This is a genomic window from Burkholderia sp. TSV86 (genome assembly GCF_001522865.1).
GTDB lineage: Bacteria > Pseudomonadota > Gammaproteobacteria > Burkholderiales > Burkholderiaceae > Burkholderia.
Map to the genome: position 1 here is coordinate 23,407 of NZ_LOWB01000103.1, position 12,533 is coordinate 35,939.

Annotated in this window: 10 protein-coding genes; all 10 read left to right on the forward strand. The window is 67.4% G+C overall.

Going from position 1 to position 12,533, the window contains the following annotated elements; translation table 11 throughout:
• Positions 1-33: 33 nt before the first annotated feature.
• The gene (gene cysT, locus WS68_RS17485; RefSeq protein WP_059571992.1) at positions 34-924 is read left to right on the forward strand and encodes a sulfate ABC transporter permease subunit CysT; all 891 of its coding nucleotides are present in this window, start codon (positions 34-36) and stop codon (positions 922-924) included.
• Complete coding sequence (cysW, locus tag WS68_RS17490) at positions 921-1,937, forward strand: sulfate ABC transporter permease subunit CysW (RefSeq protein ID WP_231753051.1); 1,017 nt, start codon at positions 921-923, stop codon at positions 1,935-1,937. The genes cysT and cysW overlap by 4 nt, the downstream gene beginning before the upstream one ends.
• Before the next feature lie 12 nt (positions 1,938-1,949).
• Complete coding sequence (locus tag WS68_RS17495; protein ID WP_059571993.1) at positions 1,950-3,005, forward strand: sulfate/molybdate ABC transporter ATP-binding protein; 1,056 nt, start codon at positions 1,950-1,952, stop codon at positions 3,003-3,005.
• A gap of 67 nt (positions 3,006-3,072) precedes the next feature.
• Entirely contained in the window at positions 3,073-3,999 is a 927-nt protein-coding gene (locus WS68_RS17500; RefSeq protein ID WP_059518363.1) for a CysB family HTH-type transcriptional regulator, read from the forward strand.
• Between the two features lie 300 nt (positions 4,000-4,299).
• The gene (locus tag WS68_RS17505) at positions 4,300-5,262 is read left to right on the forward strand and encodes a sugar ABC transporter substrate-binding protein (protein ID WP_059571994.1); all 963 of its coding nucleotides are present in this window, start codon (positions 4,300-4,302) and stop codon (positions 5,260-5,262) included.
• A 129-nt stretch (positions 5,263-5,391) separates the two neighbouring features.
• The gene (locus tag WS68_RS17510) at positions 5,392-6,978 is read left to right on the forward strand and encodes a sugar ABC transporter ATP-binding protein (RefSeq protein WP_059571995.1); all 1,587 of its coding nucleotides are present in this window, start codon (positions 5,392-5,394) and stop codon (positions 6,976-6,978) included.
• Between the two features lie 32 nt (positions 6,979-7,010).
• A complete protein-coding gene (locus WS68_RS17515) occupies positions 7,011-8,042 on the forward strand; it encodes an ABC transporter permease (RefSeq protein ID WP_059572074.1) in 1,032 nt (343 codons plus the stop codon).
• Positions 8,043-8,068: 26 nt separating this feature from the next.
• The gene (locus tag WS68_RS17520) at positions 8,069-9,094 is read left to right on the forward strand and encodes a LacI family DNA-binding transcriptional regulator (protein WP_059571996.1); all 1,026 of its coding nucleotides are present in this window, start codon (positions 8,069-8,071) and stop codon (positions 9,092-9,094) included.
• Positions 9,091-10,053 carry a ribokinase gene (rbsK, locus tag WS68_RS17525; RefSeq protein WP_059571997.1) on the forward strand — a complete coding sequence of 321 codons (963 nt, stop codon included), beginning with the start codon at positions 9,091-9,093 and terminating at the stop codon, positions 10,051-10,053. The genes WS68_RS17520 and rbsK overlap by 4 nt, the downstream gene beginning before the upstream one ends.
• 210 nt (positions 10,054-10,263) lie before the next feature.
• Complete coding sequence (locus WS68_RS17530; protein WP_059571998.1) at positions 10,264-12,093, forward strand: methyl-accepting chemotaxis protein; 1,830 nt, start codon at positions 10,264-10,266, stop codon at positions 12,091-12,093.
• Positions 12,094-12,533 lie beyond the last annotated feature (440 nt).

Consider the following 12,533-nt stretch of genomic DNA (forward strand, 5'->3'; position numbering starts at 1 on the left):
CCCCATGTGCATCATCCAGGAAGAGCATTCCGCATGACGACGTTTACCTTGCGCAAACCGAGCGCGTTGCCGGGATTTGGCGTGACGCTCGGCATCACGCTGGCATATTTGAGCCTCGTGGTGCTGATTCCGCTCGCCGCGACTTTTCTGAAAACGGCAACGCTTACCTGGGATCAGTTCGTCGCCGCGACGACATCGCCGCGCGTGCTTGCGTCGTACCGGTTGACGTTTCTCGCTGCGCTCGGCGGCGCGCTCGTCAACGCGGTGTTCGGTTTTCTCGTCGCGTGGGTGCTGGTGCGCTATACCTTCCCGTTCAAGCGGCTCGTCGATGCGATCGTCGATCTGCCGTTCGCGCTGCCGACTTCGGTTGCGGGCATCTCGCTCGCGGCCGTCTATGCGACGAACGGCTGGGTCGGCAGCCTGCTCGCGCCGCTCGATATCAAGATCGCTTTCACGCCGCTTGGCGTGCTCGTCGCGCTGACGTTCATCGGCCTGCCGTTTGTCGTGCGCACCGTGCAGCCGGTGCTGGAAGATTTCGAGCGCGAGCAGGAGGAGGCGGCCGCGTGCCTCGGCGCAACGCGCTGGCTCACGTTCCGGCGCGTCGTGCTGCCCGCCGTGCTGCCCGCGCTGTTGACGGGCTTCGCGCTCGCATTCGCGCGTGCGCTCGGCGAATACGGTTCGGTGATCTTCATCGCGGGCAACGTGCCGATGAAATCGGAGATCACGTCGCTGCTCATCATCACGAAGCTCGAGCAGTACGACTATGCGGGCGCGACGGCGCTTGCCGTGGTGATGCTCGTCGTGTCGTTCGCAATGCTGCTCGTCGTCAACATGCTGCAGTGGTATTTGCAGCGCCGCACGAGCCGCGGCGCGAGCGGTCCCGCGCCGGCGGCCGGCGCCGCGGCACTGGGAGGCGCGCAATGAGCGATGATCTTGTGCAGAACCAGAACCACGTAGCGCCGGTATCGGCCGCGCCGCGCAGCGGCGGCGCCCGTGCGGGCGCCGGTACGCAAGCCCGCGCGGGCGCGTTCGCGGGCCTTGACCCGGTCAGCGAGCCGCGCGCGGTGCGTTGGCTGCTCACGGGCATAGCGCTCGCGTTTCTCGCGCTCTTTCTCGTCGTACCGCTCGCCGCGGTGTTCGTCGAGGCGCTGCGCAAGGGCATCGGCTTTTATCTGGCGTCGCTCACCGATCCGGATGCGTGGTCGGCGATCACGCTGACGCTGAGCGTCGCGGCGATCGCGGTGCCGCTCAATCTCGCGTTCGGCGTGTGCGCATCGTGGGCGATCGCGAAGTTCGAATTCAAGGGCAAGGCGCTGCTCACCACGCTGATCGACTTGCCGTTCTCGGTGTCGCCGGTGATCTCGGGTTTGATCTACGTGCTGCTGTTCGGCGCGCAAGGGTGGCTCGGGCCGTGGCTGCAGGCGCACGACGTGCAGATCATCTTCGCGGTGCCGGGCATCGTGCTCGCGACGATCTTCGTCACGTTCCCGTTCGTTGCGCGCGAATTGATTCCGCTGATGCAGGCACAAGGCGCGGATGAAGAAGAGGCGGCGCGGGTGCTCGGCGCCTCCGGTTGGCAGATTTTCCGGCGCGTGACGCTGCCGAACGTCAAATGGGGGCTGCTGTACGGCGTGATTCTCTGCAATGCGCGTGCGATGGGCGAGTTCGGCGCGGTATCGGTCGTGTCCGGCCACATCCGCGGGCAGACCGATACGATGCCGCTGCACGTCGAGATTCTGTACAACGAATACAACTTCGCGGCCGCGTTCGCGGTGGCGTCGCTGCTCGCGTTGCTCGCGCTCGTCACGCTCGCGCTCAAGTTCGTCGCCGAGCGGCATCTGTCGGCCGAACGCGGCCTGCTCGACGAGCCGGCCGATACGCGCGCGGCCGCCGGCACGCCAGCGGCGCGGGCCGCCGTCACTTCGTCGATTTCATAAAGAGGCACCGAGATGGGTATCACCGTTCGCAACCTGCACAAGCGCTTCGGCGACTTCACCGCGCTCGACGACGTATCGCTCGACTTTCCGCCAGGCGAACTCGTCGCGCTCCTCGGGCCGTCCGGTTGCGGCAAGACGACGTTGCTGCGCGTGATCGCGGGCCTCGAGTACGCGGACGCCGGCCAGGTTCTGCTGCAAGGGCTCGATGTTGCGTCGGTCGGCGCGCGCGAGCGGCAGGTCGGTTTCGTATTCCAGCATTACGCGCTGTTCCGGCACATGACGGTGTTCGAGAACGTCGCGTTCGGGCTGCGCGTGAAGCCGCGCCGCGAGCGTCCTTCGGAGGCGGCGATCCGTGACAAGGTGCACGAATTGCTCAAGCTCGTGCAGCTCGACTGGCTCGCGCAGCGCTATCCGTCCGAGCTGTCGGGCGGTCAGCGGCAGCGCATTGCGCTGGCGCGCGCGCTGGCCGTCGAGCCGAAGGTGCTGCTGCTCGACGAGCCGTTCGGCGCGCTCGATGCGAAGGTGCGCAAGGAGTTGCGCAGCTGGCTGCGGCGGCTGCACGACGATCTGCACATCTCGACGATCTTCGTCACGCATGATCAGGAAGAGGCGCTCGAAGTCGCGGACCGGATCGTCGTGCTCAATCATGGGCACGTCGAGCAGGTCGGCAGCCCGCAGGATGTCTACGACCATCCGGCGAGCGCGTTCGTCTACGAATTTCTCGGCGCGGCGAACCGGCTCGCCGGCACGGTCAGCGGCGAGGGCTTCGTGGCCGACGGCGCGAGCGATGCGATCGCGGTCGACGCCGATTTCGCGGGCCGGGCGTTTGCCTACGTGCGCCCGCACGACCTCACGCTGGTTCGCGCCGACGCGCGCGCGAGCGGCATTGCCGCCGACGTGCGCCGGGTCGTGCCGCTCGGCGGCTCGGTGCGCATCGAGCTTGCCGCGCGCGCGGGCGGCGTGCTGGAGGCCGAACTCGACCGCAACGTGTGGCAGGCGCTCGCGCTCGACGTCGGCGACGGCCTCACGGCCGTGCCGCGCGCGGTGCGCGTGTTTCCCGCGTGTTGACGCGCTTTCGCGCCGCTTCGAACCGTTACATCAAATCAACAAAGACATTGCCCGACAGAGGCTACCCATGAATTTTCAGCAATTGCGCTTCGTGCGCGAAGCCGTAAGGCAGAACATGAACCTGACGGAAGTCGCGAACGTGCTTTACACGTCGCAGTCGGGCGTATCGAAACAGATCAAGGATCTCGAGGACGAACTCGGCGTCGATATCTTCATTCGCCGCGGCAAGCGGTTGACGGGGCTTACCGAGCCGGGCAAGGCGGTTCACCAGCTGATCGAGCGGATGCTGCTCGACGCGGAGAACCTGCGCCGCGTCGCGCGCCAGTATGCGGATCAGGACAGCGGCCACCTGGTGGTCGCGACCACGCACACGCAGGCGCGTTACGCGCTGCCGAAGGTGATCCGCCAGTTCACCGACGTCTATCCGAAGGTGCATCTCGCGCTGCGCCAGGGCAGCCCTCAGCAGATCGCGCAGATGATCCTGAACGGCGAGGCGGATCTCGGCATCTCGACCGAGGCGCTCGACCGCTACCCGGACATCGTCACGTTCCCGTGCTATTCGTGGCATCACGTCGTCGTCGTGCCGAAGGAGCATCCGCTCGTCGGCCGCGAGAAGGTGACGCTCGACGACATCGCCGAATATCCGATCATCACGTATGACCAGGATTTCACCGGCCGCTCGCATATCGACCAGGCGTTCGCGCAGGCGGGCGCGGTGCCCGATGTGGTGCTGACCGCGATCGACGCGGACGTGATCAAAACCTATGTCGAGCTGGGGATGGGTATCGGCGTGGTCGCCGCGATGGCGTATGACGCGCAGCGCGACACGGGCCTTGTCGCGCTCGACACGCAGCATCTGTTCGAGGCGAGCACGACGCGGGTGGGGTTGCGCAAGGGCGCGTTCCTGCGTGCCTACGCATACCGGCTGATCGAGATGTTCGCGCCTCATCTGTCCGAAAGCGAGATCGCTGGGCAATTGCGCGAGGCGGCCTGACGTTGAGATGGGCCGAGCCGGCTGCGGGCTCGGCCGGCGCGGGTTACGCGGATACCGCGGGCCGGCTTGCTGAGCCGGCCGGTTCCGCCGAGTCGGCAAGCCGATTGCGCGCATGGGGCAAGCGGCGGATTTTCTCCGCGTAAACCCCTAAACGCGTGCAATCGGCATTGCATAATCCAGAGAAAAAGTCGACGATAGGCGCTCCTGACAGGAAACAATCGGACGTAGTCGCGCAAACGTTTGCTCAACAAAAAAACGACATACTGTCCACCCCTAATAATCATCTCCAGGAGACAACACATGAATATCAGCCTCCGTCGCCGCGCACTGATTGCCGCGGCCGCTTGCGTCACCGTCGCCGCCGCTGCATTGCCGTCGCGCTCATGGGCCGAGCCGGCGCATAAGCCGAAAGTCGCGCTCGTGATGAAGTCGCTCGCCAACGAGTTTTTCCTCACGATGGAAAACGGCGCGAAGGAATACCAGAAACACAACACGGGCCAGTTCGATCTCGTCACCAATGGCATCAAGGACGAGACGGACACCGCAAGCCAGATCCGGATCGTCGAGCAGATGATCGTATCGAAGGTCGACGCGATCGTGCTCGCGCCCGCCGATTCGAAGGCGCTCGTGCCGGTGGTCAAGAAGGCCGTCGATGCCGGGATTCTCGTCGTCAACATCGACAACCGGCTCGATCCGGACGTGCTGAAGTCGAAGAATCTGAATGTGCCGTTCGTCGGCCCGGACAACCGCAAGGGCGCCCGGCTCGTCGGCGACTATCTCGCGAAGCGGCTGAAGGCGGGCGACGAGGTCGGCATCGTCGAGGGCGTGTCGACGACGACCAACGCGCAGCAGCGCACCGCGGGCTTCACCGACGCGATGAAGGCGGCGGGCGCGAAGATCGTGTCGGTGCAGTCGGGCGAATGGGAGATCGACAAGGGCAATGCGGTTGCGTCGGCGATGCTCAACGAATATCCGAATCTGAAGGCGCTTCTGTGCGGTAACGACAACATGGCGATCGGCGCCGTGTCGGCGGTGCGCGCGGCGGGCCGCCAGGGCAAGGTGCTGGTGATCGGCTACGACAACATCAACGCGATCAAGCCGATGCTCAAGGACGGCCGGGTGCTCGCGACCGCCGATCAATACGCGGCCAAGCAGGCGGTGTTCGGCATCGACACCGCGTTGAAGGCGTTTGCCGAGCACCGCAGGCAGGCCGACATGACGAGCGTGGTGGCCACTCCCGTCGATCTCGTGACGAAGCCTTAACGCGCACGGCGGCGCGCATGCGCGCCGCCGAGTTCGGGAGCCGCGCGGGATGACCGTCGAGACGGCCTTGCCGCGCCGTTGGCCGCGCATCGCGCGGCTTGCGTCAATCGTTTTTCATTCAGGATCGAGATGGATTCGACCACTCCGGATTCGCCGCATGCCGCGCCGACGCTCGTCGTCGACGGCGTCGGCAAGACCTACGCGGAGCCCGTGCTCGCCGGCGTGTCGCTGTCGCTGATCGCGGGCGAGGCGCTTGCGCTGACGGGCGAGAACGGCGCGGGCAAGAGCACGCTGTCGAAAATCGTCGCCGGGCTCGTCACGCCGAGCGCGGGCGCGATGCGGCTCGCGGGCGCGCCGTATGCGCCGGCGAGCCGCGCGCACGCGGAAGCGCTCGGCGTGCGGATGGTGATGCAGGAGCTGAACCTGGTGCCCACGCTCACCGTTGCCGAAAATCTGTTTCTCGACCGGCTGCCGCACCGGTTCGGCGTGATCGACCGCCGCAGGCTGCGCGACGACGCGCGCGCGGCGATGGCGCGCGTCGGACTCGATGCGCTCGACCCGGATACGCCCGTCGGCGCGCTCGGCATCGGCCATCAGCAGATGGTGGAGATCGCGCGCAGTCTCGCCGGCGATTGCCGGGTGCTGATTCTCGACGAGCCGACCGCGATGCTGACCGCGCGCGAGGTCGAACTGCTGTTCGAGCAGATCGACCGGCTGAAGGCGCGCGGCGTCGCGCTTGTCTATATCTCGCATCGGCTGGAGGAACTGGCGCGGGTGGCCGAGCGCGTCGCGGTGCTGCGCGACGGCCGGCTCGTGCACGTCGGTGCGATCGATGCGCAGCCGATCGAGCGGCTCGTCGCGCTGATGGCCGGGCGCGAACTCGACGAGCAGGCGGCGCCGCAGGCGCGCCCGCGCGGCGCGCCGCTTCTGAAGGTCGACGGCCTCGCGCGCGGCGACGCGGTGCGCGATGTGTCGTTCGACGTGCGCGCGGGCGAGATCTTCGGCATCTCCGGGCTGATCGGCGCGGGACGCACCGAGCTGATGCGGCTCATCTACGGCGCGGACGCGGCCGAGCGCGGCGCGGTGTCGATCGGCGATCCGCCGCGATCCGTCACGATCCGCTCGCCCGCCGACGCGGTGCGCCACGGCATCGCGTTCGTCAGCGAGGACCGCAAGGGCGAAGGGCTGCTGCTGAGCCAGCCGATCTCGGCCAACGTGTCGCTCGGCCAGCTTGCGCGTGTCGCGCGCGGCGGCGTGATCGACGCGCGGCGCGAGGCGGCGCTCGCCGCGCAGCAGATCGACGCGCTGCGCATTCGCACGCGCGGGCCCGAGCAGCACGTGGCGGAGCTTTCGGGCGGCAATCAGCAGAAAGTCGCGATCGGCCGCTGGCTCGGCCGCGATATGCGGGTGCTGCTGTTCGACGAGCCGACCCGCGGCATCGACGTCGGCGCGAAATTCGACATCTACGCGCTGCTCGATGCGCTCGCGCGCGAAGGGCGCGCGCTCGTCGTCGTGTCGAGCGATCTGCGCGAGCTGATGCTGATCTGCGACCGGATCGGCGTGATGTCGGCGGGCAGGATGAGCGCCGTGTTCGAGCGCGGCGCATGGACGCAGGATGCATTGCTCGCCGCCGCGTTCGCCGGCTACGCGCGCCGCGACGCCGTGGCGGCGCCGCTCGACGACCCTTCCCGGCCCGCCGAGCGGGCGGGGGCGTGACCAGACAGGATTGACGACAGGATTGAATGATGATGAACGACCGATCGATCGAGCGCGCCGGCGGCGCGCCATCCCGGCAGGCGGGCGCCGCCGCTGCTTCCTCTTCCGTGGCCGCGAAGCCGCGCGGCGTGCGGCTCGGCTTGTCCAACTACGTCGGGCTCGCGCTCGCGCTGATCGCGCTGATCGCGCTCTTCTCGGTGCTGAGCTCGCATTTCCTCACCTACGATACGTTCAGCACGATCGCGAACCAGATTCCTGATCTCGTCGTGCTGTCGGTCGGCATGACCTTCGTGCTCATCATCGCGGGGATCGATCTGTCGGTCGGCTCCGTGCTCGCGCTCGCGGCATCGGTGGTCAGCGTCGCCGCGCTGCGCTGGCACTGGGCGCCGCTGCCGGCCGCGGCCGCGGGCGTGCTCGCGGCGGCCGTGACCGGCATGCTCACGGGTGCGGTGACGGTGGGCTGGCGGATTCCGTCGTTCATCGTCTCGCTCGGCGTGCTCGAGGCGGCGCGCGGCGTCGCATATCAATTGACGAACTCGCGCACCGCCTATATCGGCGATGCGCTCGACTTCCTGTCGAACCCGATCGCGCTCGGCATCTCGCCCGCGTTCCTGATCGCCGTGGCGGTGATGATCGTCGCGCAGTTCGTGCTGGCGCGCACGGTGTTCGGCCGCTACCTGATCGGCATCGGCACCAACGAGGAGGCTGTGCGTCTCGCCGGAGTGAACCCGCGCCCGTATAAAATCATCGTTTTCGCGCTGATGGGCGCGCTCGCCGGGCTGGCCGCGCTGTTTCAGATCTCGCGGCTCGAAGCTGCCGACCCGAACGCGGGCGCGGGGCTCGAGCTGCAAGTCATCGCGGCGGTCGTGATCGGCGGCACGAGCCTGATGGGCGGCCGCGACTCGGTCGTCAGCACGTTTTTCGGCGTGTTGATCATCTCGGTGCTCGCGGCCGGGCTTGCCCAGATCGGCGCGAACGAACCGACCAAGCGCATCATTACCGGCGCCGTGATCGTCGTGGCCGTGGTGCTCGACACGTATCGCAGCCGGCGCGCGCGGGGATAGCGAGAACTCATAAAGAGAGAAACGGAATGGCGACGATCAAGGATGTGGCGGCCATCGCCGGCGTGTCGTTTACGACGGTATCGCACGTAGTCAATAATTCGCGGCCGGTATCGGCCGATGTGCGGGCGAAAGTCGAGCAGGCGATCCGCGAGCTGAACTATGTGCCTTCGGCCGTCGCGCGCTCGCTGAAGGCGCGCTCGACGGCCACCATCGGCCTGGTGGTGCCGAACAGCACGAATCCGTACTTCGCCGAGCTTGCGCGCGGCATCGAGGACCAGTGCGCGATGTCCGGCTACTGCGTGTTCCTGTGCAATTCGGACGACGATCCGCAAAAGCAGCGCAACTATCTGCGCGTGCTGCAGGAAAAGCGCATCGACGGGCTGATCATCGCGTCCGCGGGCGACGACGCGGTGCTCGCGCAGACGCTTGCCGACACGCGCGAGCCACTCGTGGTTGTCGACCGGAACATCGAGGGGCTGTCGGCCGATCTGGTGCAGATCGACCACGAGCGGGGCGCGTACCTCGCGACGCGTCACTTGCTCGAACTCGGCCACGCGAAGATCGGCTGCATCACGGGCGCGGTATCGACCGCGGTCAGCGCGATGCGCGTGCACGGCTTCATCCGGGCGATGGCCGAGCATGGCATCGAAATCATGCCGGGCGCGATCGCGGAAAGCGATTTCTCGTGTATCGGCGGCTATCACGCGGCCGCGCGGCTGTTCGACACCGTGCATCCGAGCGCGATCTTCGCCGGCAACGATCTGATGGCGCTCGGCGCGCTGCGCGCGGCGGCCGAGCGCGGGATCGCCGTGCCCGCCGGTTGCTCGATCATCGGGTTCGACGATATCGAGTTGTCGCGCTACACGTATCCGGCGCTGTCCACGGTCGGCCAATCGGTGCGCGCGCTCGGCGAAATGGCCGCGCAGACGTTGATCGAGCGCATCGGCGGCGCGGGGGCGGCCAAGCGGCGGCGTGTCGTGTCGCCGCGGCTCGTGCCGCGCGAATCGACAGCGGTTTACAGGGAGCCGGCGCAGTCCGGGTATCGGGGATGACGGCAGGAATCGACAAGGCCGCGCCGGCGGCGGCCGGCAACGTGATGATCGTCGGCAGTCTGAACATGGATCTCGTCGTGCGTGCGCCCAGGTTGCCGCTGCCGGGAGAGACGCTCGCCGGCCGCTCGTTCGCGCAGGCGGCGGGCGGCAAGGGCGGCAATCAGGCGGTGGCGGCCGCGCGGCTCGGCGCGCGTGTAACGATGCTCGGCTGCGTCGGCGCGGACGGGCACGGCGCCGCGCTGCGCGCGGGGCTCGTTGCCGAGGGCATCGATTGCACGGCACTCGCGGTCAGCGAAAAGGCGGCCACGGGCGTCGCGCTGATTGTCGTCGACGATACGAGCCAGAATGCGATCGTGATCGTCGCGGGTAGCAACGGCGAGGTGACGCCCGCGGCGATCGCCGCGCACGAAGCGGCGCTCGCCGCGGCCGACGTGCTGATTTGCCAGCTCGAAACGCCCGAGGATACGGTGCGCGCGGCGCTCGCCGCGGGCCGGCGGCTCGGCAAGGCGGTGGTGCTGAATCCGGCGCCTGCCGTCGGGGCGCTGCCCGGCGACTGGCTGCCGCTCGTCGATTATCTGATTCCGAACGAAGTCGAGGCCGCGATGCTCACCGGGCTGCCGGTGCGCGATCCGGCGGGCGCCGAAGCGGCGGCGCGTGCGCTGCAGGCGGCGGGCGCGCGCAACGTGATCGTCACGCTTGGCGGCCAGGGCGTGCTCGCGCTGACGGCGCACGGCGCGGCGAGCCATTATCCGGCGCCGCGCGTCGTGCCCGTCGACACGACCGCGGCGGGCGACACGTTCATCGGCGGTTTCGCCGCGCGGATCGCGGCGGGCGATGCGCTGCCGGAGGCGATCCGCTTCGCGCAACGGGCGGCGGCGTTGTCGGTGACGCGCGCGGGCGCCCAGCCGTCGATTCCAACGCTTGCCGAACTCGACGCGTTCGTGCCGGCCGTGGCGTGACATACGCGCTGCCCGCCGCGCTGCCGCGCGTAAAAGAAAAAAATATCGCGGCGGCACGGCGGGCAAGCCGAACTTTTCCTCAGAACCCCATCGTTCGGATCAAGACTTCCTGAATAGCGTCGTAAACGGAATAAGCAAAGCGGTTGTTTCGATTTGGCGTGCGGCCGCTGCGCGATTCCGTCGTCGTGACGACGCATCACAGGAAGAATCATGTTGCTCAACAATCATCTCGCGATCAGAACGCGTGTGGCGATGGCCATGGCGCTCCTTACCGGTCTGTTGTGCGTCGTCGGCGCGCTGGGTTGGTTTGGAATGCAGAAGGCCAACGACGCCAACGAAAAGATCTTCACCAACCAGATGCCGAGTGCGGTGGATGTTGCATCCGCCGAGCTGTTCGCGGCGCGCGAGCGGCTCGCGCTCGATCGCGCGGCGTTCGCCGCCGGCACGCCCGAGACGGCGGCGATGATCGAGCGCGCGCGTGAGATGCGCGCGATTTCCGATTCATGGTGGCGCAAGTACCTCGATCTGCCGCGCGACGCCGGCGAGGACCGCCTCGCGCAGGACGTCGCGGCGAAGCGGCAGATCCTGCAGCGCGAACTCGACGCATTCGCCTCGCTCGTCGATGGCGCGGATCATGACAAGATTCTCGCCGGGGCGAAGCGGCTGCAGGCGGTATTCAACGATTTCGCGCTTGCCGGCGAAGCGTTGCGCACTTTTCAGTTCAAGCAGGCGAGCGTGCATTTCGACGCGACGCAACGGGCCTACGAAACGAGCCGGATCGCGAATGCCGGCATGCTCGCGCTCGGCCTCGCGATCGCGCTGTACTGCTATCTGAGCTTGCGTGCGGCGATTTCGCGGCCGCTTGCCGATACGCTCGGCTATTTCGACGCCATCGCCGCAGGCGAGCTGCGCCGGCGGATTGTCGTCGAGCGGCGCGACGAGATGGGGATGCTGCTCGAAGGGCTCGCGAGGATGCAGGCAAGCTTGGGCAGCACCGTGCGTATCGTGCGAGCCGGCAGCGAATCGATTGCCGCCGCGGCGGGGCAGATCGCGGCGGGCAACGTCGATCTGTCGTCGCGAACCGAGGAGCAGGCGGCGGCGCTGGAGGAAACCGCGTCGAGCATGGAGGAGCTTGCGGGTGCCGTGCGCCGCAATGCCGACAACGCGCGGCAGGCAAGCGCGCTGGCGGCGAGCGCGTCGGACATCGCGAACCGCGGCAACACGGTAGTCGGTCAAGTGGTCGCGACGATGGGCGATATCAATGAGAGTTCCGCGAAAATCGCCGACATCATCTCGATCATCGAGGGGATCGCGTTTCAGACCAACATCCTCGCGCTCAACGCGGCGGTCGAGGCGGCGCGCGCGGGCGACGAAGGGCGCGGCTTCGCGGTCGTCGCGGGCGAGGTGCGCAATCTGGCGCAGCGCTCGTCGGGCGCGGCCAAGGAGATCAAGGCGCTGATCGATACATCGGTCGAGCGCGTGCGCGCCGGCTCGATGCTCGTCGATGACGCGGGGCGCACGATGAGCGATGTGATCGGCGCGGTGCGGCGCGTGACCGACATCATGGGCGAGATCGCGTCGGCGTCCGAGGAGCAGAGCAGCGGGATCGATCAAGTGTCGCGCGCGCTCGCGCAGATGGACGAGGTTACGCAGCAGAACGCGGCGCTCGTCGAGCAGGCCGCGGCAGCCGCACAGGCGCTCGACGAGCAGGCGTCGCGGTTGCGGCAGACTGTCTCGATGTTTCAGCTCGACGCAAGCGGCGGCGACCAAACGCGTGTGGGCGATGCCCATGCAACTCGCGCGGCTGCCGGCGTCAAACCGGTGGCCGGCGCGCGTGGCGCCGCGCCGGATACGCCATTGCCGCCCCAAGCGGCGTACATCGCGCGCCGGGCGGCGGCCAAGCATGCATCGGGCGCCTCTGCTTCATTCGCGACATCGGCGCCCGCCGTTCTATCCGAACCTCTTGCCGGACAACTGCAACCACGAACCGCATCGGCCGCCGCGTCCGGCGTGGCCGCAGACGATTGGGAGACTTTCTGATTTTTTTGGCGTTGATCGCACGACGATCCACCCCTAATTTGCGTATCTGCCGGCGCCCGCGAAAGCGGGCGTTTTCGCATCGAATGCAAGCCGCCGGGCGCAGGTTTTGACCGCATTCGCCGTGCGGGTTTTCACCGGCTCGGCTCATCGAGATTGCCGAGGCCGGGGCCGGTGCGCTGGGTGTTGCGTGCGCCACAAAAAAAATTTGTAACGGCGGGGCGGCTTTGTCGTCGCAAACGCTATGTCGCGCGTATATGGAAATAAGCAGGAGGGGTTTTCGGACGCCTTGAAAGCACCAATGGATGCAGACGATTCTCCGCGCGAATGGAGCACGCCGATGCGCGTGCGGCGCGAAGCGGGAGCACCATTGTAGGGCAGCATAAAGCCCTTTCCAAGAAGCGTTTTCAGCAATGTTAAGAATTGATCGTGTGGCCGAAGAG

Coding starts and splice junctions, on each gene's coding strand:
- cysT (WP_059571992.1), top strand. CDS start 34: ATGACGACGTTTACCTTGCGCAAACCGAGCGCGTTGCCGGGATTTGGC.
- cysW (WP_231753051.1), top strand. CDS start 921: ATGAGCGATGATCTTGTGCAGAACCAGAACCACGTAGCGCCGGTATCG.
- WS68_RS17495 (WP_059571993.1), top strand. CDS start 1,950: ATGGGTATCACCGTTCGCAACCTGCACAAGCGCTTCGGCGACTTCACC.
- WS68_RS17500 (WP_059518363.1), top strand. CDS start 3,073: ATGAATTTTCAGCAATTGCGCTTCGTGCGCGAAGCCGTAAGGCAGAAC.
- WS68_RS17505 (WP_059571994.1), top strand. CDS start 4,300: ATGAATATCAGCCTCCGTCGCCGCGCACTGATTGCCGCGGCCGCTTGC.
- WS68_RS17510 (WP_059571995.1), top strand. CDS start 5,392: ATGGATTCGACCACTCCGGATTCGCCGCATGCCGCGCCGACGCTCGTC.
- WS68_RS17515 (WP_059572074.1), top strand. CDS start 7,011: ATGAACGACCGATCGATCGAGCGCGCCGGCGGCGCGCCATCCCGGCAG.
- WS68_RS17520 (WP_059571996.1), top strand. CDS start 8,069: ATGGCGACGATCAAGGATGTGGCGGCCATCGCCGGCGTGTCGTTTACG.
- rbsK (WP_059571997.1), top strand. CDS start 9,091: ATGACGGCAGGAATCGACAAGGCCGCGCCGGCGGCGGCCGGCAACGTG.
- WS68_RS17530 (WP_059571998.1), top strand. CDS start 10,264: ATGTTGCTCAACAATCATCTCGCGATCAGAACGCGTGTGGCGATGGCC.